The sequence below is a fragment of the uncultured Oceanicoccus sp. genome (assembly GCF_963968385.1).
Taxonomy (GTDB): domain Bacteria; phylum Pseudomonadota; class Gammaproteobacteria; order Pseudomonadales; family Dasaniaceae; genus Oceanicoccus.
This window is the reverse complement of record NZ_CAXAHB010000028.1, coordinates 1-21,529: the sequence shown is the minus strand read 5'-3', so window position 1 is coordinate 21,529 and position 21,529 is coordinate 1. Positions and strand designations below refer to the sequence as shown.

The window sequence follows — 21,529 nt, the reverse complement described above, 5'->3', positions numbered from 1 at the left end:
AAGGCCGAGCTTAAGGCCAAGGTTGGGGCAAAGCTTAAAGAAAAGGAGCAAGAGCTCAAACTCAAAATGGATAAAAAACTGCAGGAAAAATTAGGTGATAGCGCTGTTGATGCAATTAAATCTTTGTTTTCTAAATAGGCATCTTTAATGGGGTGCGGCTATCACTGGTAAAGCAACTCCCCATCATCTTTCACTGATGATGGGGGCTTTGCTTGGGGGAGTTATTTACGTTTGTCGATCTGGACAAAGTCTCGTTGAGTGGGTCCAGTATACAGTTGGCGTGGGCGGCCAATACGTGATTTGTCTACAATCATTTCATTCCAGTGTGCAATCCAGCCCGGTGTTCTGCCTAGAGCAAAAATTACCGTAAACATACTGGTAGGAATGCCCATCGCCTTCAGGATGATACCTGAGTAGAAATCAACATTGGGATAAAGCTTCTTGGAGATAAAATAATCATCTTCCAATGCAATTTGTTCTAAACGCTTGGCAATTTTAAGCAGCGGATCATTATCCAAACCTAATTCCCCAAGCACTTCATCAGCGGTCTGCTTCATAACCTTGGCGCGTGGGTCAAAGTTTTTATACACACGGTGACCGAAGCCCATCAGGCGGAAAGGGTCATTCTTATCTTTGGCTTTGGCAACATACTCGTCGATACGGCTTTCGTCGCCGATTTCATTCAACATATCCAGTACCGCTTCGTTAGCCCCGCCATGTGATGGTCCCCATAGCGCAGAGATGCCTGCGGCGATAGCGGCAAACGGATTGGTACCGGTAGAGCCAGCTAGGCGAACGGTAGATGTAGAGGCGTTTTGTTCATGGTCAGCATGCAGGATAAAGATTTTATCCATTGCTTTAGCCAGTGTCGGGCTGACTTTGTAATCGTCACAGGGTGTACCGAACATCATATTGAGAAAGTTTTCGGCATAACTGAGATCGTTACGGGGGTAAATAAACGGTTGGCCGATGGAGAATTTATAAGCCATGGCTGCCAGTGTTGGCATTTTAGCAATCAGACGAATAGCGGAGATATTGCGGTGTTTTTCGTTATTGATGTCCAGAGAGTCGTGATAAAAAGCCGATAGCGCACCAACCACACCACACAGAATAGCCATCGGGTGGGCGTCGCGACGGAAGCCTTGAAAGAACGAGTTCATTTGATCGTGCACCATGGTATGCATGGTGATTTTTTCTACAAAGTCTTTTTTCTCATCAGCAGTCGGCAATTCCCCGTGCCAAAGTAGCCAGCAGGTCTCTAAAAAGTCGGATTCGTTGGCAAGTTGTTCGATCGGGTAGCCGCCATGCAGTAGTACGCCTTTGCCACCATCTATGTAGGTGATTTTAGATTCGCAGGCTGCGGTAGAAACAAAACCCGGGTCGTAGGTGAACATGCCTTGCCCTGTCAATGCGCCTACATCAACGACGTCGGGGCCGATGGTGCCGGAGTAGATAGGGAGATCAATGGCGTCTTTGCCGGGGATGGCCAGAGTCGCTTTTTTGTCAAACATGTAAAGCTCCTAACTTTTTGTTTCTCTTAAATGATTCCAATATTTGGTCGTATTATGGACTGCGATAATCACCGTTTTGCATATTGATGCACGGAGGGGTGCACAATCATAGAGTTTTGGAGGTTTTTGTCAATGGGAAATTTAGCCTCCGTTCTTGGAACATGCTGATAAATCACGGTTTTTAGAGATTTTTAGCAACTGCTAGAATGATTTCTTGGCTAATTTTTATTCAAGACGCTAGGTTAAGCGAATTTATTCCTAAGTGACGATTCTCAGCGTTTGTAATCTGGTACCTATATGCCTATAATTCGCCGCGAATTTTGGAGACACATAGGGAAGCTAAGTCTAACGCTGGCTTGGTTTTTTTCTTGATAAGTCTTCTCGCTTCAAAGTGTTTAACTAACCGTTAACCGCCTTCATTGATCTGATCCCTGATTAGATGACTGGCCTGACAACTGGGTAAAGCCGTGACTGATAAACGACCTGTAAACCTTGATATCGGCACCATAGACCTGCCGCTACCTGCATTGGCCTCAATTACTCACCGGATTACCGGTGTCATACTTGTAGCTGGTACTGCCATTCTACTTTGGCTATTGGATGAATCCTTGGCTAGCGAAAAGGGTTTTAATACTGTTAAGACTCTGGCTAGCGGCTTTTTAGTAAAGCTGATGGTGTGGGGTGTTTTGTCTGCCCTGATCTATCACTCCGTGGCGGGCATAAAGCATCTGATTATGGATCTGGGTATTGGTGAAACCCTTGAGGGTGGCCAAACTGGCGCTAAATTAGTCTTTGCTGTTTCCGCTATGCTAATTGTTCTGACGGGAGCGTTGATATGGTAACTTCAGTAACGAATTTTGGTCGCAGCGGTCTTTCTGATTGGTTAATGCAGCGTGTCACAGGGGTGATTTTGCTCGCATACACAATCCTTATCGTTGCTGTATTATTAGTCTGCTCGCCTGATTACACTGAGTGGAAAGCACTCTTTGCCACGACCTGGATGAAAACCTTCACTCTAGCGGCGATTCTTTCCGTCGCTTCACATGCCTGGATCGGATTGTGGTCTGTTTCTACCGATTACCTCGTAAAACACGTGCTGACCATTAAATTAGGGCCAGCAATCGGGGCTCAAGCCAATCTGTTGCGTTGGTTATTCCAAGCTGCCAGTGCTGTTGTGCTATTCACCTATGTCGTCTGGGGTATCCAGATTCTTTGGGGTTAATCAATAATGACTATTAAAACTATTTCATTTGACGGTGTCATCGTCGGCGGTGGCGGTGCAGGTATGCGCGCGGCGCTGCAATTATCACAATCCGGCTACAAAACGGCAGTTATTTCAAAGGTATTTCCTACCCGCTCACATACTGTCTCTGCTCAAGGTGGTATTACCTGTGCGATTGCGTCTAACGATCCCAATGATGATTGGCGCTGGCATATGTATGACACCGTTAAGGGGTCTGACTATATCGGTGATCAGGATGCGATCGAATATATGTGTAGCGTTGGCCCGGAAGCTATTTACGAATTAGACCATATGGGTTTGCCTTTTTCCCGTACCGAGGAAGGCCGTATTTATCAGCGTCCTTTTGGTGGTCAATCCAAGAATTTTGGTGAGGGCGGTCAGGCTGCTCGTACCTGTGCTGCGGCTGACCGTACAGGTCATGCGCTGCTGCATACGCTTTATCAAGGCAATATGAAGAACGAAACTGTATTCTTTAATGAGTGGTATGCAACCGATCTGGTTAAAAATGAAGATGGTGCTGTCACGGGTGTTATAGCAATCTGCATTGAGACAGGTGAGGTTGTTCATATCAAATCTAAAGCGACGGTACTAGCTACCGGTGGTGCAGGTCGTATCTATGCGTCTACCACCAATGCCCATATCAATACTGGTGACGGTATTGGCATGGCTCTGCGTGCTGGTGTTCCGGTTCAAGATATTGAAATGTGGCAGTTCCACCCGACCGGTATTGCCGGTGCCGGTGTATTGGTCACAGAAGGTTGTCGCGGAGAGGGTGGCTATCTGGTCAATAAAGATGGTGAGCGCTTTATGGAGCGTTATGCACCTAATGCCAAGGATCTTGCGGGTCGTGATGTTGTTGCTCGCTCCATGACCATGGAGATTCTAGAAGGGCGCGGTTGCGGCCCTGATGGCGATCACGTTTATCTGAAGCTTGATCACTTGGGTGAAGAAGTACTCGAAAGTCGTCTGCCGGGTATTTGTGAATTATCACGCACCTTCGCTCACGCTGACCCTGTTAAGGAGCCGGTTCCGGTTATACCGACTTGTCACTATATGATGGGTGGTATTCCAACTAATGTCGATGGTCAGGCGATTACTGTTGATGCTGATGGCAATGATCAGATTATTCCCGGTCTATATGCCTGTGGCGAGGTAGCTTGTGTCTCTGTACACGGTGCTAACCGTCTAGGCGGTAATTCGCTGCTGGATCTGGTTGTATTTGGCCGTGCTTCCGGCCTACACATTGAGAAAGCACTGCGTGAAGGCATCACTATGAAAGATGCTACAGAAGAAGATATTGCCAGAGCGACTTCACGTTTAACCAAGCTGAACAATACCACTGGCGGTGACAGCGTTGCTGAGCTGCGTAAAGAGTTGCAAACCATTATGCAAAACCACTTCGGTGTATTCCGTCGCGGTGACTTTATGCAAGAAGGGATTAAAAAGTTGGCCGAGCTACGCCCCCGGATTGAAAATGCGCATCTTGCAGATAAGAGTAATGCCTACAATACCGCCCGTATTGAAGCGCTTGAGCTTCACAATTTGTTTGAAGTGGCAGAGGCAACAGCCATTGCTGCTGAAGAGCGTAAAGAGAGTCGCGGTGCCCATGCCCGTGAAGATTTTGAAGATCGTGATGATGAGAATTGGCTTTGTCACTCCCTATATTTCCCTGGGAATAAAAGTGTTGGTAAGCGTGGTGTTAACTTCACCCCGAAAACCGTTGATACATTTCAACCCAAAATACGTACCTACTAATATCAGCGGTATTTATGATGCTGATAGGTCGAGCTAAGCCCAAGAGCAAAGGGGATAAAAAAACATGTTAGAAGTTAGTATTTATCGTTATAACCCAGAAACCGATGCCGAGCCTTATATGCAGGACTTGGAAGTTGATACGGGTGGTAAAGACTTAATGGTATTGGATGTGCTTGAGCTGATTAAGGCCAATGACACCACTACCGCATTCCGTCGTTCATGTCGTGAAGGTGTGTGTGGCTCTGACGGTATGAATATCAATGGCAAAAATGGCTTGGCCTGTATTATGCCATTATCTGAAGCGATGAAAGGTGACAATAAGCTAGTGCTACGTCCCTTGCCGGGCTTACCTGTTGTCCGTGACTTAGTCGTGGATATGAGTTTGTTCTACAAGCAGTATGAAAAGGTTAAGCCCTTCCTGATTAACAATACCCCTACGCCAGCTATCGAACGTTTACAATCACCGGAAGATCGTGAAAAACTTGACGGTCTATATGAGTGCATTTTGTGTGCCTGTTGTTCTACCGCTTGTCCTTCATTTTGGTGGAACCCCGATCGCTTTATCGGTCCTTCAGGGTTGTTGCAGGCCTACCGCTTTTTAGCTGACAGCCGTGATACGTCTACCGAACAGCGTTTGGCTGAGCTAGATGATCCATTCAGTGTTTTCCGTTGTCATGGCATTCAAAATTGTGTCAACGTTTGCCCCAAGGGATTGAACCCTACCAAAGCTATCGGTCATATTCGGAATATGCTCTTAACTAGTGCGACGTAGGCGTCATTGGTGCAATTTCAGGTACTGAAAATAACTGCAAAAAATACGTCAAAAACCCGCTTTTTTCTTGTTTCAACATAGTGTAAGTGTCAGACTTGTCTACACTTATGCTGTGTTCCACGCATTGCTATCTTACTGCAGTGGTAATGCGCATATGGCGCTGGTGTTTGCCAGTGGATACTTTTAACTGCTATCTCCAACAAGTGAAACAGCCAAGCTGTATTCTGGCTTAGTTTCCTTTATCTGATTGGGTTTAAGATATAGCGCCTGGTCAGATAGACTGCTTGTTATTGAGGCCTGAAGAAATGCAAGAAAACACAATGGAGTTGTTGTGGGGTAGTTCCCATATTTCAGGTGGTAATGCCGCCTATGTTGAAGATCTCTACGAAACCTATTTATTAGACCCCAATAATGTGCCAGAGCAGTGGCGTAGCTATTTTGAAAAACTACCCCAAGTGAATGGCAATGTGCGTCACGATATTCCGCACTCGACGGTTCGTGATCACTTTAGCCAATTATCCAAAACTCGTGCTAAGCCACTATCGGTTGAAAGTGATAGCGGTGTTACTGATCATGAAAGAAAACAGGTTCGGGTTATCCAGCTTTGTAGTGCGTACCGTCAACGTGGCCATCAGAAAGCCAAGCTTGATCCGTTAGGTTTAGCCGTTCGCCCCGAAATTCCCGATTTAGATCTGCATTATCATAAATTATCCGCCGCTGACCTCGATACCGTTTTCCAAACCGGCAGCCTGTTTATTGGTAAAGATCAGGCGACCTTGAAAGAAATTGTCGACTCACTAGAACAAACCTACTGCAATACCATCGGTGCTGAGTTTATGCATATTGTCGCCACTGAAGAGCGACAGTGGATACAGCAACGCATGGAAAGTGTGCGTTCCAACCCCAGCTTTGGTGGTGATGTGTTGTTGCATTTGCATGAGCGCCTTACCGCTGCCGAAGGTCTGGGTAAATTATTAGCGTCAAAATATCCCGGCGTTAAGCGTTTTGGTTTGGAGGGCGCGGAAAGCTTGATTCCGATGATGGATGCGATGATCCAGCGTATTGGCAGCTACTCAGCCAAAGAAGTGGTGATCAGTATGGCTCATCGCGGTCGCCTGAATGTACTGGTTAATGTATTGGGTAAAAATCCCGCTGATTTATTTGATGAATTTGAAGGTCGTGCAGAATATAACGGCTCCGCTGATGTCAAGTACCATCAGGGTTTCTCGTCTACCGTTGAAACCTCTGGCGGTGAAATGCATCTGGCGCTAGCCTTTAATCCGTCTCACCTTGAAATTGGTGCGCCGGTAGTAGAGGGTTCGGTACGTGCTCGTCAGGATCGTCGTGAAGACCCAGTGGGTAAAAAAGTGGTACCTCTGATTTTGCATGGTGATGCGGCATTTTCAGGTCAGGGTGTGGTGATGGAAACCTTCCAAATGTCCCAGACGCGCGCTTATAAGACCGGCGGCACTATTCATCTAGTGGTTAACAACCAAGTCGGTTTTACCACCAGCAAACAAGAAGATTCCCGTTCCACAGAATACTGTACCGATGTCGCTAAAATGGTCCAGGCTCCTATTTTTCATGTTAACGGCGATGACCCCGAAGCGGTTCTGTTTGTCAGCCAGATGGCTGTTGATTATCGCCAGCAATTTAACAAAGATGTTGTGATCGATTTGGTTTGTTACCGTCGTCGTGGTCACAACGAAGCGGATGAGCCTTCTGGTACCCAGCCACTAATGTATCAACAGATCAAAAAGCAGCGCACGGTGCGTGATTTATATGCGGACAAGCTGATTGCCAATCGTTTAATTACTAAACAGTACGATATTGAAGTGATTGAAAATTATCGTCGCGCTTTAGAAAGTGGTGAGCATGTTGCGAAAAGTTTGGTACATGAACCCAACGAAACATTGTTTGTCGATTGGAATCCTTATCTAGGTCATCATTGGGATTGCCCCTGCGACACCCGTATCGAACTGCAAAAACTGCAGAAAATCGCGGCAAAAATGAATGCCGTGCCTGAAGGTTTTCCTATCCAACGCCAAGTGGCCAAAATCTATGAAGACCGGCATAAAATGGCTGCTGGAGCGGCACCGATCAATTGGGGTTTTGCTGAAACCCTGGCTTATGGCAGCTTATTAGATGCCGGTCATCCGATTCGCCTAACGGGTCAGGATGTGGGTCGGGGTACCTTTTCGCATCGTCATGCGGTACTCCATAACCAAAACGATGCTTCTATTCATGTGCCGCTGCAGCATATATCAGAAGATCAGCCGACATTTACTATTCATGATTCATTGCTGTCGGAAGAAGCGGTACTGGCGTTTGAATATGGCTATGCCACCACCATGCCCAATGTGATGGTGATCTGGGAGGCGCAATTTGGTGATTTTGCCAATGGTGCGCAAGTGGTTATCGACCAGTTTATTACCAGTGGTGAGCATAAATGGCAGCGGCTTTGTGGCTTGACCATGTTGTTGCCGCACGGTTATGAAGGGCAGGGGCCTGAACATTCTTCGGCGCGTCTTGAGCGTTTCTTACAGCTATCGGCAGAGCATAATATTCAGGTTTGTGTGCCAACAACACCGGCGCAGGTTTTCCATATGTTACGCAGACAAACTTTGCGTCCTTTGCGCAAGCCGCTGATTGTAATGTCGCCAAAAAGTTTATTACGGCACAAAGAAGCGGTGTCTACATTGGAAGAATTAGCTGATGGCCAATTTCAAAATGTGCTGGGTGAAACTGATCAGCTGGAGACTGAAAAAGTCACTCGCTTAGTGCTATGTAGCGGTAAGGTGTATTACGATCTGCGCGACACCCGTCGTGAAAAAGCAATCAATCATGTTGCCATTATCCGTCTTGAACAACTTTACCCATTTCCTGAGCAGGAATTGGAACAGGCTTTGGCACCTTATACGCATTTAAAAGAGATTATTTGGTGTCAGGATGAGCCGATGAATCAAGGCGCATGGTATGCTAGTCAGCACCATATGCGTCGTGTAATTTATAAGCATCAGCCTACTTTATATCTTGAATATGCTGGGCGTGATGCATCCGCCTCACCAGCAGCTGGGTATATGGCTTTGCATGTTGCCCAGCAGCAAAAACTTATTAGTGATGCGCTAGGTTTTGAATAGCGCGTTAGGCCATTAATTGTTCGTTCTATTTGAAGGTGAATGAAAGGAAAAACTATGACCATCGAAATAAAAGCGCCGACTTTTCCTGAATCTGTTGCTGATGGCACTGTGGCCACCTGGCACAAGCAGCCTGGTGAAGCGGTTTCTCGTGATGAGCTTTTGGTTGATATAGAAACGGATAAAGTGGTGCTCGAAATTGTTGCACCGGCTGATGGTGTTATTAGCGAAATTATTAAAGCTGAAGGCGATACCGTATTAAGTGATGAGCTGATCGGTCAGTTTGAAGAAGGTGCGGCAGCCGCCGCACCGGAAGCTGCACCTGCTGCAACCGCAGCGCCTGATACTGCCAGTGCTGAAATAAAACTGAGCCCTGCTGCGCGCAAAATGGTTGAAGAGAATAATCTCACCGGTGCGGCGATTGCAGCCACAGGCAAAGGCGGCTTGATCACCAAAGAAGATGTGGTTAATCACTTAAGCAGTAGCGGTTCTGCATCCGTTGCAGTAGTTGCTTCAGTCCCAGCTCCAGCTCCCATTATGGAAATGGATGCCGGCGATAAAATTGAAAAACGTGTCCCTATGACACGGTTGCGTAAGCGTATTGCCGAGCGTTTACTAGAAGCCACACAAACTACAGCCATGTTAACAACCTTTAATGAAGTTAATATGGAGCCAGTGATGACACTGCGTAAGCAGTACAAGGAGTTATTTGAAAAAACCCATAACGGTGTTCGACTCGGTTTTATGGGCTTTTTTGTAAAAGCTGCCTGTGAAGCGTTAAAGCGTTATCCGGCTGTCAATGCCTCGATTGATGGCGATGATGTGGTTTATCATGGCTATCAAGATATCGGTGTCGCTGTATCTTCTGATAAAGGTTTGGTGGTGCCGGTTCTGCGCGATGTAGAAAATATGGGTTTGGCAACAGTCGAAGATACCATTCGCAGCTATGGTTCTCGTGCTCGTGACGGCAAATTAGGCTTGGAAGAAATGCAGGGTGGCACCTTTACCATTACCAATGGTGGAGTGTTTGGCTCGTTACTTTCAACGCCGATTTTGAATCCTCCACAAACTGCTATTTTAGGTATGCACAAAATTCAGGATCGCCCTATGGCGGTTAATGGCGAAGTCAAAATATTGCCCATGATGTATTTGGCGCTGTCTTATGATCATCGTTTAATTGATGGTAAAGAAGCGGTGCAGTTTTTGGTTTGTATTAAAGAATTATTGGAAGACCCCGCCCGTATCCTTCTTGAAATATAAGTTTTTGATCAGAGAGTTTTTATGTCTAAGTTCGACCTTGTAGTTATTGGTTCAGGCCCGGCCGGCTATGTTGCGGCTATTCGTGCGGCCCAGCTGGGGTTAAATGTTGCCTGTTTGGAGAGAAACACGAACAAATCGGGTAAAACCGGTTTTGGTGGTACTTGCTTGAATGTGGGTTGTATCCCTTCGAAGGCGTTATTGGATAGCAGTCATAAATTTGCAGAAGCGCAGGATGATTTTTCAGTTCACGGTATTTCTGCCAACAAACTCTCTATCGATATTGCGCAAATGATTGCCCGCAAAGATCAAATTGTCGGTCAATTAACCGGTGGTATTGGTCAGCTCTTTAAAGCCAATGGTGTTAAGGCGATTAAAGGCTCAGGTAAAGTATTAGCGGGCAAAAAAGTCGAAGTCACTGCTGATGATGGCAGCGTAGAAACGCTCGATGCGGATAATATTATTATTGCTACCGGTTCGTTGCCCATTGATATTCCGCCTGCACCCGTTGATCAGGATATTATTGTTGACTCCACCGGTGCCTTGGAATTTTTGCAAACCCCTAAGCGCCTCGGCATTATCGGTGCTGGTGTTATTGGTTTGGAATTGGGTAGTGTCTGGGGTCGTTTAGGTGCCGAGGTTGTTATACTCGAAGCGCTAGATGATTTTCTGCCAAATATCGATAAACAAATCGCCAAAGAAGCTAAAAAACTATTCACTAAAAAACAGGGTATGGATATCCGTCTTGGTGCCAGAGTGACCGCTACCGAAGTGAATAAAGACAAAGTGACGGTTACCTACGTTGATGGCGATGGTGAAAAACAGGAAGTATTCGATAAGCTGATTGTTGCCGTTGGTCGTCGCCCACAAACCGAAGGTTTATTGGCCGGTGACTGTGGTGTGATTATGGACGAGCGTGGCTTTGTTTACGTTAATGATTACTGCGAAACTGATATCCCCGGCATTTACGCCATTGGTGATATTGTTCGTGGCCCGATGCTGGCGCATAAAGGCTCCGAAGAGGGTGTTATGGTGGCAGAACGTATCGTCGGTAAAAAAGCTATGATGAATTACGACTGCATCCCCAATATTATTTACACCCATCCTGAGATTGCCGCTGTTGGTCAAACTGAAGAACAGCTTAAAGCGGATGGTATTGCTTACAAAGTCGGGGTATTTCCCTTTGCTGCCAGCGGTCGTGCCATGGCGGCCAACGATACAGCGGGCATGGTCAAGATGATTGCCCATGCCGAAACCGATCGTATTCTAGGTTGCCATATTATTGGTCCTAGCGCGGCTGATCTGGTTCAGCAGGTGGTGATAGCGATGGAGTTTGGCTCCAGTGCTGAAGATATTGGCTTAACGGTGTTTGGTCATCCAACTTTGTCAGAAGCTGTGCATGAAGCGGCATTGGCTGTTGAAGGTCATGCTATCCATATCATTAACAAGAAAAAACGTTAGTAAATTATTGCTATCTTTTTCGCCTTCGCGGGAAAGGCAATACCTCCTTGTTTTGCTGTATAAAATATAGCCAGAACCAAACTATTGGTTTCTTATTTGGTGCGACTTGTAACCATCTTATGCAAGTCTCTGGGCTATTTTGGATCAGCCCTTGCCCTCAATCAGACCAATCTGTTTTTGATCCATATTTTTGCTGTTTTTTAGCCAATAAGGTTTGCGGTTCTGGCTGAAATTCGGGAGAATACTGCACCAAAATTTGCTGGCAACCGTTATTTTGACGTTGTCATGTCAGGCAGCCAAACCGGCTAAATCGAAACGGTGATCAGCTTTTTTAGCTGATGACCACCTATTTCACAGACCAAGACGGTATACAATATGAACCTTCACGAGTATCAGGGCAAACAATTGTTTGCCGAGTACGGTTTACCTGTATCAAAGGGTTATGCCTGTGATACACCGGAAGAAGCAGCGCAGGCTGCTGATCGTATCGGCGGCGACAAGTGGGTCGTTAAAGCTCAAGTCCACGCTGGAGGCCGAGGTAAAGCAGGCGGTGTTAAGTTGGTGGACAGCAAAGAAGATATCAAAGCATTTGCACAAAACTGGTTGGGCAATAACCTGATCACTTATCAGACTGATGAAAATGGTCAGCCGGTAAGCAAGATCCTAGTTGAGTCCTGCACCGATATTGATCAGGAATTATATCTTGGCGCTGTGGTAGATCGTTCAAGCCGTCGTATTGTGTTTATGGCATCGACTGAAGGTGGTGTTGAGATCGAAAAGGTGGCTGAACAAACACCGGAAAAAATTCTTAAGGCTGAAATTGATCCAATGGTTGGTGCTCAGCCATACCAAGGCCGTGAGTTAGCATTCAAACTGGGTCTTGAAGGCGTTCAAATCAAGCAGTTTGTTAATATCTTTTTAGGTTTGGCTAAATTATTCCAAGACTTTGATTTGGCCTTGATTGAAATTAATCCTCTGGTTATCACCGATGAAGGTAACTTGCACTGTTTGGATGCCAAGCTAGGCGTGGATAGCAACGCTATGTACCGTCAGCCCAAGCTAAAAGAAATGCACGACCCTTCACAGGAAGATGCGCGCGAAGCACAAGCCGCTCAGTGGGAATTAAATTATGTGGCCTTGGATGGCAATATTGGCTGTATGGTTAATGGTGCCGGTTTGGCGATGGGTACTATGGATATCGTTAAATTGCACGGTGGTTCTCCAGCCAACTTCCTTGATGTGGGTGGCGGTGCAACCAAAGAGCGCGTTTCCGAAGCGTTCAAAATCATTTTGTCAGACGATACCGTACAAGCCGTACTGGTTAATATCTTCGGTGGCATTGTTCGCTGTGACCTGATTGCAGAAGGGATTATCGGTGCGGTAGAAGAAGTTGGTGTTGAAGTTCCGGTGGTTGTTCGTCTTGAAGGTAACAACGCTGAATTGGGTTCAAAAATTCTGGCCGAAAGTGGCTTGAACATTATTGCCGCAACCAGTTTGAAAGAAGCTGCCGATGCAGTGGTTAAAGCAGCGGAGGGCAAATAATGAGTATTTTAATTAATAAAGACACGAAAGTGGTTTGTCAGGGTTTTACCGGTTCTCAAGGGACTTTCCACTCTGAGCAGGCGATTGCCTACGGTACCAAAATGGTGGGTGGTGTAACCCCCGGCAAAGGTGGTCAAGAGCATTTAGGTCTGCCGGTATTTAATACCGTTGCTGATGCTGTTGAAACAACGGGTGCCGAGGCTTCTGTTATTTATGTTCCGGCCCCCTTCTGTAAAGATTCGATCCTTGAAGCTGTGAGTGGCGGAATTAAACTGATCGTCTGTATTACTGAAGGGATTCCTACCTTGGATATGCTGGAATGTAAGGTTCGTTGTGATGAAATGGGTGTTCGTCTAATTGGACCTAATTGTCCAGGTGTTATCACCCCAGGTGAATGCAAGATCGGCATTATGCCAGGTCATATTCATATGCCGGGTAAAGTCGGTATCGTCTCCCGTTCGGGTACTTTGACCTATGAAGCGGTTAAGCAAACAACAGATGCTGGTTTTGGTCAGTCTACTTGTGTCGGTATCGGTGGTGATCCAATCCCCGGTTCTAACTTTATCGACATCTTGGATATGTTCCAAAATGATCCAGCCACCGAAGCAATTGTTATGATCGGTGAAATCGGTGGTACGGCAGAAGAAGAAGCGGCCGCCTTTATCAAAGCCAATGTTACCAAACCCGTTGTCTCTTATATTGCTGGTGTAACTGCACCTGCCGGTAAACGTATGGGTCATGCCGGTGCGATTATTTCTGGCGGTAAAGGAACTGCTGATGAGAAATTTGCTGCGCTGCAAGATGCTGGCGTCAAGACAGTTCGCAGTTTGGCTGATATCGGTGGAGCACTGGCCGAGCTTGCCGGTTGGTAAGTTTTGATTGCTTGTTTTTAAAAAGGGATGCTTTTGCATCCTTTTTTTTGGCTTGGATATTTGGCTAATGGAAGATACTAAAATAGGCTGTAAAACCACTATCAGAGCTTGGTAACCCAGCACCATGCCCACTGCGCCATAGTCAGCGTTTGTACGGATAGCTAGATAATGGCGTCAATTTCTATCGAAACAGCTATTAAAAGGCCCTTGAAAAGCCTTATTTCACCCCCATATGCCGTATAACTTTCCACTCCAATGCGCGTCATTGGGTTTAAATGTAAAAAACCGGTACTTTCAGGAGTTTGAACACGATGACCACAGTCACCGATAAAGAAACCTTAGGCTTCCAGACAGAAGCCAAGCAACTGCTGCAGTTAATGATTCACTCTCTTTACAGTAATAAAGAGATCTTTCTGCGTGAGCTTATTTCTAATGCCTCTGACGCTGCTGATAAATTGCGTTTTGAGGCCCTCTCTGATGGCACTCTGTATGAAGATGATCCCGAATTAAAAATTACTATCGAGTTTGATAAAGAAGCCAAAACCATCTCCATTACTGATAATGGTATTGGTATGTCAAAGGAAGATGTGATCAACCATCTGGGCACGATTGCCAAATCGGGTACTGCCGAATTTATGAGCAAGCTTAGCGGCGATCAGCAAAAGGATTCACAGCTGATCGGTCAGTTTGGTGTGGGTTTCTATTCCGCCTTTATCGTTGCTGAACGAGTAGAGGTTAAAACCCGTCGCGCAGGTTTACCGGTTGCCGAGGGTGTTCACTGGGAATCAAAAGGTGAAGCGGAATTCAGTGTCGAGTCAATCGAAAAAGCAGATCGTGGCACCACCATTATCTTACATCTGAGAGAAGACAGTGCAGACTTTGCTGATAATTGGCGCATTCGTTCTGTCGTTAAAAAATACTCAGATCATATTTCGCTGCCAGTGATGATGGAAAAGCCAATCACCCCTGAGTTTGATGAAGAAGGCAAAGAAAAGCCAGTTGAAGAAAATCTCGAGCCAGAATTTGAAGCGATTAATGACGCCACCGCACTATGGACCCGTTCGCGTAGCGAAGTAGAAGATGACGAATATAAAGAATTTTACAAGCACGTCTCGCATGATTATGAAGATCCACTGAGCTGGAGCCACAACAAGGTAGAAGGTAAGCTGGAATACAATAGCTTGCTGTATGTGCCGAAAAAAGCCCCTTTCGATATGTGGAACCGCGATGCCACCAGAGGTTTAAAGCTCTATGTACAGCGCACCTTTATTATGGATGATGCTGAGCAATTTTTACCGCTATACCTACGCTTTATTAAAGGTGTGGTGGATTCTAACGATTTATCTTTAAATGTATCCCGTGAAATCCTGCAACAAGACCCCGCTGTTGATTCCATGAAAAGCGCGTTAACCAAACGTGTATTGGATATGTTAGCCAAAATGGCAAAGAAAGACCCTGAACAATATCAAGCTTTTTGGAATGAGTTTGGTCAGGTGCTGAAGGAAGGTCCGGCGGAAGATTTTTCTAACAAAGAAAAAATTGCCAAACTATTCCGTTTCGCCTCCACCCATAGCAATAGCGACGTTCAGGATCAGTCGTTGGAAGGCTATGTTGGCCGGATGAAAGAAGGTCAGGAGAAAATTTACTATGTGGCCGCTGAAAACTATACAACCGGTAGTAATAGCCCGCACCTAGAAGTTTTCCGTAAGAAGGGTATCGAAGTATTGGTGCTATTTGATCGGGTAGATGAGTGGCTGATGGGCCATATGATGGATTTTGATGGCAAAGGATTTCAAGATGTCGGTAAGGGCGAGCTGGATCTTGGCGAGCTGGAAGATGAAGCCGACAAGCAAGAGAAAGAAAAGCTCGAAACCGAAAATAAAGATTTGGTTGAGCGCGTTAAAACTGTGTTGGATGCCAAGGTGCAAGAAGTGCGTGTCACTAATCGTCTGACTGATTCGCCCGCTTGTTTGGTGGTAGGTGATGGTGATATGGGTGCACAGATGCGTCGTATCCTCGAACAGGCCGGTCAAGCCATGCCCGAGACAAAGCCCATTTTGGAGCTTAATCCCGAGCATTCACTGGTACAGAAGCTTGATCAAGAAAGTGATGAAGACCGCTTTTCCGATTTGGTGGAGATTTTATTTGATCAGTCAATGCTGGCAGAGGGTGGTCAGTTGGAAGATCCAGCCACCTATGTTCATCGCTTGAATAAGCTGCTACTTGAATTAAGCAAGTAAGATAAGTCTCGCCGGCTGGATTGCCATCATCTCCGCCGGCGGTATGCTACAATTCTGGTTGTTGATAATTATAAGGCGGTCTTTATGACTCAGCGCCACAAAATCGCCGTACTTGGCGGGGGCAGTTTTGGTACTGCTATCGCTAATATTATGGCCGAAAATAATCATGATGTCTGTCTGTGGTTGCGCAATCAGGATCGTGCGGATGAAATAAACCGCGACCATATCAATAGCGCCTACCTTCCTGATTACCCGTTAAATCCTTTGCTAAAAGCCAGTACTAGTTTGGCTGAATCTGTCACGGATTGCGATATTATTTTTATGGCTGTGCCCAGTCATTCTTGCCGGGCAGTCGCGGCCGAGGTTGCACAATATATTGGCAAGGCTGTTATTGTTGTCAGTACCACCAAAGGTATTGAGCATGACGGCTTTAAATTAATGAGTGAGGTACTTAGTGAGCAATTGCCCGATGCAAGAATCGGCGTATTAAGCGGACCTAATCTGGCCAAGGAAATTGTAGCAAAACAAATCACTGCAACCGTGATTGCCAGCGCAGATGAAAATCTTAACGATACTATCCAGGCCTTACTTCACTGCGCTAATTTTCGTGTCTATGCCAGTTCCGATGTATTTGGTGTTGAGTTGGGCGGGGCGCTAAAAAATGTTTATGCGATTATGGCGGGTATGGCAGCGGCACTGGGGATAGGCCAAAATACCATTAGTATGTTGATTACCCGCAGTCTGGCAGAAATGAGTCGCTTTGCGGTACAAAAAGGCGCAGACCCTATGACCTTTTTAGGTTTGTCGGGAGTCGGTGATTTAATTGCTACCTGTTCATCACCACTCAGTCGTAATTACCGAGTTGGTTATAAATTAGGTCAGGGTAAAAACCTTGATGAAATTGTTGCTGAATTAGGTCAGGTGGCTGAAGGTGTTAATACCTTGAAGCTACTTAAAGAACAGGCGGAGCAACTAGAGGTATATATGCCGTTGGTTAATGGCCTTTACGATATTATCTACATGCAAAAAGACATTAATGATGTGGTCGGTGCGCTGATGTTTGCTGAGCAAAATCGCGATGTCGAATTTAATATTAAGTAAGTTGCTGCTATGAATATCGTGATTCTACGCCACGGCGAAGCAGAAACTTATGCCAGCAGTGATGCGCAAAGAAACCTGACTGACCATGGCCGAAAGCAGGCGCAACAGGTGGGTTTATGTCTAAAAGAACTTACCATAAACTTTGATCAAATCTGGGTTAGCCCTTATCGACGCGCGCAGCAAACGGCTGATGGCGTATTGTCCCAGCTGGGTTCTATTGCCAGAGAAACCGATAATAGCTTAACCCCCGAAAGCTCAGCCTCTGGCTTAGTGGATAGACTTTCCACACACAACGGTGACCTGTTGATTGTAAGCCACCAACCCCTAGTTAGTACCCTAGTAGGCTTGTTAGTCAATGCCGATCAGCGATCGGGTCCGTTGATGGCACCCGCCAGTATGGCATTGCTAAGTGCTGACGTTCTGTTGGCGGGCTGTTGTCAGTTGCAATGGCTGCGCCATGCGCCCACTTTTGAAGCGGTTATATAATGTCAGCTATAGAGCGAAAGTTTTTCGTAAACGGTTATCAGCTGGCGGCCAAAGAATGGAATGCTGGCGCAGAAATAAAAGTGATTGCCAGTCATGGCTGGCTAGATAATGCCGCCAGCTTTGATATTTTGGCACCGCTGTTAAAACACTGTCATATTATGGCGCTGGATTTGTCCGGTCATGGTTTAAGTGATCATAAGTCACCGCAGGCCAGCTATAATATCTGGGATGATCTATTAGATATTTTGGCAATTGCGGATGAGCTTAGTTGGGAGACATTCAGTTTGCTGGGCCATTCCCGTGGTGCCATGATTAGTATCTTATTAGCCGCCTCTATGCCACAGCGCATTAATAAGTTACTGATGTTAGATGCAATCCTGCCACTGCCTATCAGCGTGGCAGATACGGCGCAACAATTGAATCAATTTTTAGTGCAGCGCCGTCAGCTTCCGGATAAAAAACCGCCAAGCTACTCAACCATTGATGAAGCAGTGCAAGCGCGTTGCAAGGCGATAGATATCTGTCCTGCCATGGCTCATCTTATTGTTGAGCGTGGACTAATGGTTAAAGAGGGGCGTTATTTCTGGACAACGGATTCGCGCCTAACAACCACATCGGCTTTTAAAATGACAGCCGAGCACAATCAAGCAATCTTTAAAGCCGTTGCTATTCCGTGCCTGTTGTTGATAGCCGAAGATGGCCTGGGTACTAAAAAACAGTATAAAAAATTTCCTGAACAGTTTACGACATTAAATTACCAAACCCTTCCCGGCCGTCATCACTTTCATATGGAAGAACAGGCTGCTGAAATTGCTGTTATCGCCGAGCAATTTTTCTTAGGGCTTGATTAGTTTTTTATCGCTCCTGCCAGCATTATTTATAGGTTTATTATGGTTTCAAGTGATTCAATTGCGCAACAATTGACAACGATCAGAGACTACATTCGATGGGCGACATCATGCTTTAACAAGGCGGATATCTACTTTGGTCATGGCACCGATAACGCTATGGATGAAGCGCTGCGCTTGGTGTTATTTAGTGCGGGTATTCCTCTGGGCAGTCAGACCGATTTTCTCGATGCCAAGCTTAGCCAGCAGGAACGCCTGGCGGTATTGGATTTAATTGCGCAGCGGATTGAGCGACGTATGCCATTACCATATTTAACGGGTGAGGCATGGTTTGCCGGCTTGGCCTTTAAGGTTGATAACAGAGTATTAATTCCACGTTCGCCTATTGCTGAATTAATCCAGCGAGGTTTTGAACCTTGGCTGGCCTGTCAATCAGGCCCAAATATTCTGGACCTCTGTACGGGTGGTGGTTGTATCGGTATAGCTTGTGCGCATTATTTTGAGCAGGCCAGTGTTGATTTGGCCGATCTATCAGCTCTGGCCCTAGAGGTCGCCACTGAAAATATTACTCGCCATGAATTAAATCATAGAGTAAGGACGGTACAGTCTGATCTATTTAGCAGCTTGGCAGGGCGCCAATACCAGTTAATTGTCAGCAACCCGCCCTATGTTGATAGCGAAGATTTGGCGACTATGCCGGCTGAATATCAGCATGAACCGGCAATGGCGCTAGGTTCGGGTGATGATGGTTTGGATATCACGCGTCGTATACTCAACCAAGCGGCTAATTATTTGGCTGAAGAGGGTGTGCTGGTGGCTGAAGTGGGCAATAGCGGTGTTGCGCTTGAGCAGGCTTACCCCGAGGTGCCATTTACTTGGGTAGAGTTCGAGCGGGGCGGCCATGGTGTGTTTGTATTTACTAAGGCTGAGTTGCAGCAGTACTTTCCTGACGAATAGCCGAGAATAACGTATACTCTAGGCTTGTTAATAGATTGATAAATTATTGGGACGTTCCATGTCAGGCAATACCATTGGTAAGCTCTTTACAGTCACCAGTTTTGGCGAAAGCCATGGTAAAGCGTTAGGCTGCATTGTTGACGGCTGTCCACCGGGGCTGGCTATTTCCGAGGCTGAACTGCAGGTTGATCTCGATCGACGCAAGCCGGGCACCTCCAGATTCACTACCCAGCGCCGTGAAGGGGATGAGGTGCAGATTTTATCCGGTGTTTTTGAGGGCAAAACCACTGGCACCTCAATTGGCTTATTGATTGAAAACACCGATCAGCGTTCCAAAGACTATTCCAAAATTAAAGACCGTTTCCGCCCTATGCATGCGGATTACACCTACGCGCAAAAATACGGTGATCGCGATTATCGCGGTGGCGGCCGTTCTTCCGCTCGTGAGACCGCGATGCGTGTTGCGGCCGGAGGTATTGCTAAAAAATACCTTAAACAGCAGGGTATTGAAGTGCGTGGTTATTTGTCACAGCTAGGTCCGATCAAAGCTGAGCATTTCGATTGGGATGTGGTAGAAACCAACCCATTCTTTTGTCCCGACGTTAACAAAATTCCTGAAATGGAAGATTATATGAATGCCCTGCGCAAAAGTGGCGATTCGGTCGGTGCAAAAATTACCGTGGTAGCTACAGGTATGCCGCCGGGTTTGGGCGAGCCAGTGTTTGATCGTTTGGATGCCGATATTGCCCATGCACTCATGGGTATTAATGCCGTTAAAGGCGTAGAAATCGGTGCCGGTTTTGATTGTGTTGACGCCTTAGGCAGTGAGCACAGAGACGCACTGTCTCCAGAAGGTTTTAAATCCAATAATGCCGGTGGAGTATTGGGTGGTATTTCCAGTGGTCAGGATATTGTTGCACACCTAGCGCTTAAACCCACCTCTAGCGTATTGATTTCCGGCGAAACCATTGATGTAGAGGGTAACTCTACAGAAGTGATTACTACTGGTCGTCACGATCCTTGTGTAGGTATTCGCGCAACACCGATTGCTGAAGCGATGTTGGCCATCACCTTAATGGATCATCTGCTTCGTAACCGTGGTCAAAATGCCGATGTGCAGTGTTCTACTCCGGTTATTCCCGCCAGCGCTCCATAGCGTAATCGTAAGCCATGTTTAGCGCTAGCGCATCCATTCCCTACTGGCGCCTTTCCAGTTTTTATTTCTTCTACTTTGCGCTAATCGGCGCGTGGTTGCCGTTCTGGCCGCTGTATTTACAAGAGAATGGTTTTAATGCTGCCGACATCGGCTATCTCACCGGTATTTTGATGGCGACAAAAATTGTAGCGCCTAATGTATGGAGCTGGCTAGCGGATAAAACCGGCCAGCGAATGAGTGTGATTCGTGGCGGTTCGCTAATCGCTTTAGTGATTTTCTTAGGTATATTCTGGCGCTTAGATAGCTTCTGGTGGCTGGTGATTATTATTGCCGGCTACAGTTTTTTCTGGAATGCCGTATTAGCGCAATTTGAAGTCGTTACTCTGTCACATTTGAAAGCGCGTTATCAAAAATATGGCCAAATAAGAGTCTGGGGTTCGATTGGTTTCATTATTGCCGTAACTACTCTTGGTTATAGTTTTGATTACTTCTCAATTTCTTGGTTGCCTTGGGTGGTTATATTTCTATTACTGAGTATTTGGCTTAGTAGCCTAACCGTCACTGAAAAACATGAATTACAGTCTAGTCATTTTGAACGTCGTTCTTTGTGGATAGTTATAAAACAACCCAGCGTCATCGCTTTTTTAGTCGTTTGTTTTTTATTGCAGGTGGCTCACGGGCCTTATTACACATTCTTTAGTGTTTATTTGCAGGATCATGGTTATAGCCGAGCTGTCACCGGTTTGTTGTGGTCACTAGGTGTATTTGCTGAAGTGGTGTTATTTATTGTGATGCATAAATTACTGCAGCGATTCACTCTGCGACAAATTATGTTTGCCAGCTTAATACTCTCAGTGATTCGCTGGCTGTTATTGGGTTTTTATGTTGATAATTGGTTGATCGTCGTTATTGCTCAAATTATGCACGCTGCGACTTTTGGTAGTTATCATGTTTTTGCGGTTGAATTCATCAGGCGCTTTTTTGCCGGTGGTCTTGAAGGCCAAGGTATGGCCCTGTACAGCAGTCTCAGTTTTGGTGTTGGCGGTTCAGTTGGTGCTGTTTTGAGTGGCTGGATATGGGTGTTAAACCCTCAAATTACCTTTATTGCTGCAGCTTTTGTCTGTGTATTGGCCGTGGTGATTTCTTGCTGGGTCACTGAAGAGTATTAGCAATTACACTCTGGGTTAGATT

Annotated in this window: 17 protein-coding genes; 16 read left to right on the top strand and 1 reads right to left on the bottom strand. The window is 46.1% G+C overall.

The window, feature by feature from the left end:
* Positions 1–221 precede the first annotated feature (221 nt).
* Positions 222–1,511 carry a citrate synthase gene (gene gltA / locus AACP44_RS04650; protein ID WP_339339313.1) on the bottom strand — a complete coding sequence of 430 codons (1,290 nt, stop codon included), beginning with the start codon at positions 1,509–1,511 and terminating at the stop codon, positions 222–224.
* 467 nt (positions 1,512–1,978) lie between these two features.
* Here gltA and sdhC point away from each other — a divergent pair, with 467 nt between their 5' ends.
* From sdhC to AACP44_RS04570, 16 genes are all read left to right on the top strand, one after another.
* Positions 1,979–2,353, top strand: coding sequence for a succinate dehydrogenase, cytochrome b556 subunit (gene sdhC / locus AACP44_RS04645; protein ID WP_339339312.1), 375 nt, complete (start codon positions 1,979–1,981; stop codon positions 2,351–2,353).
* A complete protein-coding gene (sdhD, locus tag AACP44_RS04640; RefSeq protein ID WP_339339311.1) occupies positions 2,347–2,733 on the top strand; it encodes a succinate dehydrogenase, hydrophobic membrane anchor protein in 387 nt (128 codons plus the stop codon). Before sdhC ends, sdhD begins: the two co-directional genes overlap by 7 nt.
* Positions 2,734–2,739: 6 nt before the next feature.
* Positions 2,740–4,509 (top strand): succinate dehydrogenase flavoprotein subunit, encoded by a 1,770-nt coding sequence (gene sdhA / locus AACP44_RS04635; protein WP_339339310.1) that lies wholly within the window; start codon positions 2,740–2,742, stop codon positions 4,507–4,509.
* 64 nt (positions 4,510–4,573) lie between these two features.
* Complete coding sequence (locus AACP44_RS04630) at positions 4,574–5,281, top strand: succinate dehydrogenase iron-sulfur subunit (RefSeq protein ID WP_339339309.1); 708 nt, start codon at positions 4,574–4,576, stop codon at positions 5,279–5,281.
* A gap of 305 nt (positions 5,282–5,586) precedes the next feature.
* Positions 5,587–8,421: a 2-oxoglutarate dehydrogenase E1 component gene (locus AACP44_RS04625; RefSeq protein WP_339339308.1), complete on the top strand. Its 2,835-nt coding sequence runs from the start codon at positions 5,587–5,589 to the stop codon at positions 8,419–8,421.
* 54 nt (positions 8,422–8,475) lie between these two features.
* Entirely contained in the window at positions 8,476–9,678 is a 1,203-nt protein-coding gene (gene odhB, locus AACP44_RS04620; protein WP_339339307.1) for a 2-oxoglutarate dehydrogenase complex dihydrolipoyllysine-residue succinyltransferase, read from the top strand.
* Positions 9,679–9,699: 21 nt separating this feature from the next.
* Positions 9,700–11,136, top strand: coding sequence for a dihydrolipoyl dehydrogenase (gene lpdA, locus AACP44_RS04615; protein ID WP_339339306.1), 1,437 nt, complete (start codon positions 9,700–9,702; stop codon positions 11,134–11,136).
* A 375-nt stretch (positions 11,137–11,511) separates the two neighbouring features.
* Positions 11,512–12,678, top strand: a complete 1,167-nt coding sequence (gene sucC / locus AACP44_RS04610) for an ADP-forming succinate--CoA ligase subunit beta (RefSeq protein WP_339339305.1) — start codon at positions 11,512–11,514, stop codon at positions 12,676–12,678.
* A complete protein-coding gene (sucD, locus tag AACP44_RS04605; RefSeq protein WP_339339304.1) occupies positions 12,678–13,550 on the top strand; it encodes a succinate--CoA ligase subunit alpha in 873 nt (290 codons plus the stop codon). Before sucC ends, sucD begins: the two co-directional genes overlap by 1 nt.
* A 311-nt stretch (positions 13,551–13,861) precedes the next feature.
* The gene (gene htpG, locus AACP44_RS04600; protein ID WP_339339303.1) at positions 13,862–15,790 is read left to right on the top strand and encodes a molecular chaperone HtpG; all 1,929 of its coding nucleotides are present in this window, start codon (positions 13,862–13,864) and stop codon (positions 15,788–15,790) included.
* Between the two features lie 84 nt (positions 15,791–15,874).
* Positions 15,875–16,891 carry an NAD(P)H-dependent glycerol-3-phosphate dehydrogenase gene (locus AACP44_RS04595; protein WP_339339302.1) on the top strand — a complete coding sequence of 339 codons (1,017 nt, stop codon included), beginning with the start codon at positions 15,875–15,877 and terminating at the stop codon, positions 16,889–16,891.
* Between the two features lie 9 nt (positions 16,892–16,900).
* Complete coding sequence (sixA, locus tag AACP44_RS04590) at positions 16,901–17,377, top strand: phosphohistidine phosphatase SixA (RefSeq protein ID WP_339339301.1); 477 nt, start codon at positions 16,901–16,903, stop codon at positions 17,375–17,377.
* Positions 17,377–18,228, top strand: a complete 852-nt coding sequence (locus AACP44_RS04585; RefSeq protein WP_339339300.1) for an alpha/beta hydrolase — start codon at positions 17,377–17,379, stop codon at positions 18,226–18,228. The genes sixA and AACP44_RS04585 overlap by 1 nt, the downstream gene beginning before the upstream one ends.
* 39 nt (positions 18,229–18,267) lie before the next feature.
* Complete coding sequence (gene prmB / locus AACP44_RS04580) at positions 18,268–19,182, top strand: 50S ribosomal protein L3 N(5)-glutamine methyltransferase (protein WP_339339299.1); 915 nt, start codon at positions 18,268–18,270, stop codon at positions 19,180–19,182.
* Positions 19,183–19,240: 58 nt separating this feature from the next.
* A complete protein-coding gene (aroC, locus tag AACP44_RS04575; RefSeq protein WP_339339298.1) occupies positions 19,241–20,338 on the top strand; it encodes a chorismate synthase in 1,098 nt (365 codons plus the stop codon).
* 14 nt (positions 20,339–20,352) lie between these two features.
* Complete coding sequence (locus AACP44_RS04570) at positions 20,353–21,507, top strand: MFS transporter (protein WP_339339297.1); 1,155 nt, start codon at positions 20,353–20,355, stop codon at positions 21,505–21,507.
* The last annotated feature ends 22 nt before the right edge of the window (positions 21,508–21,529 follow it).

Bases quoted from the DNA above. Each gene is read 5' to 3' on its own strand.
- gltA (WP_339339313.1), bottom strand. From the start codon at position 1,511: ATGTTTGACAAAAAAGCGACTCTGGCCATCCCCGGCAAAGACGCCATT.
- sdhD (WP_339339311.1), top strand. From the start codon at position 2,347: ATGGTAACTTCAGTAACGAATTTTGGTCGCAGCGGTCTTTCTGATTGG.
- sdhA (WP_339339310.1), top strand. From the start codon at position 2,740: ATGACTATTAAAACTATTTCATTTGACGGTGTCATCGTCGGCGGTGGC.
- AACP44_RS04630 (WP_339339309.1), top strand. From the start codon at position 4,574: ATGTTAGAAGTTAGTATTTATCGTTATAACCCAGAAACCGATGCCGAG.
- AACP44_RS04625 (WP_339339308.1), top strand. From the start codon at position 5,587: ATGCAAGAAAACACAATGGAGTTGTTGTGGGGTAGTTCCCATATTTCA.
- odhB (WP_339339307.1), top strand. From the start codon at position 8,476: ATGACCATCGAAATAAAAGCGCCGACTTTTCCTGAATCTGTTGCTGAT.
- lpdA (WP_339339306.1), top strand. From the start codon at position 9,700: ATGTCTAAGTTCGACCTTGTAGTTATTGGTTCAGGCCCGGCCGGCTAT.
- sucC (WP_339339305.1), top strand. From the start codon at position 11,512: ATGAACCTTCACGAGTATCAGGGCAAACAATTGTTTGCCGAGTACGGT.
- sucD (WP_339339304.1), top strand. From the start codon at position 12,678: ATGAGTATTTTAATTAATAAAGACACGAAAGTGGTTTGTCAGGGTTTT.
- htpG (WP_339339303.1), top strand. From the start codon at position 13,862: ATGACCACAGTCACCGATAAAGAAACCTTAGGCTTCCAGACAGAAGCC.
- AACP44_RS04595 (WP_339339302.1), top strand. From the start codon at position 15,875: ATGACTCAGCGCCACAAAATCGCCGTACTTGGCGGGGGCAGTTTTGGT.
- sixA (WP_339339301.1), top strand. From the start codon at position 16,901: ATGAATATCGTGATTCTACGCCACGGCGAAGCAGAAACTTATGCCAGC.
- AACP44_RS04585 (WP_339339300.1), top strand. From the start codon at position 17,377: ATGTCAGCTATAGAGCGAAAGTTTTTCGTAAACGGTTATCAGCTGGCG.
- prmB (WP_339339299.1), top strand. From the start codon at position 18,268: ATGGTTTCAAGTGATTCAATTGCGCAACAATTGACAACGATCAGAGAC.
- aroC (WP_339339298.1), top strand. From the start codon at position 19,241: ATGTCAGGCAATACCATTGGTAAGCTCTTTACAGTCACCAGTTTTGGC.
- AACP44_RS04570 (WP_339339297.1), top strand. From the start codon at position 20,353: ATGTTTAGCGCTAGCGCATCCATTCCCTACTGGCGCCTTTCCAGTTTT.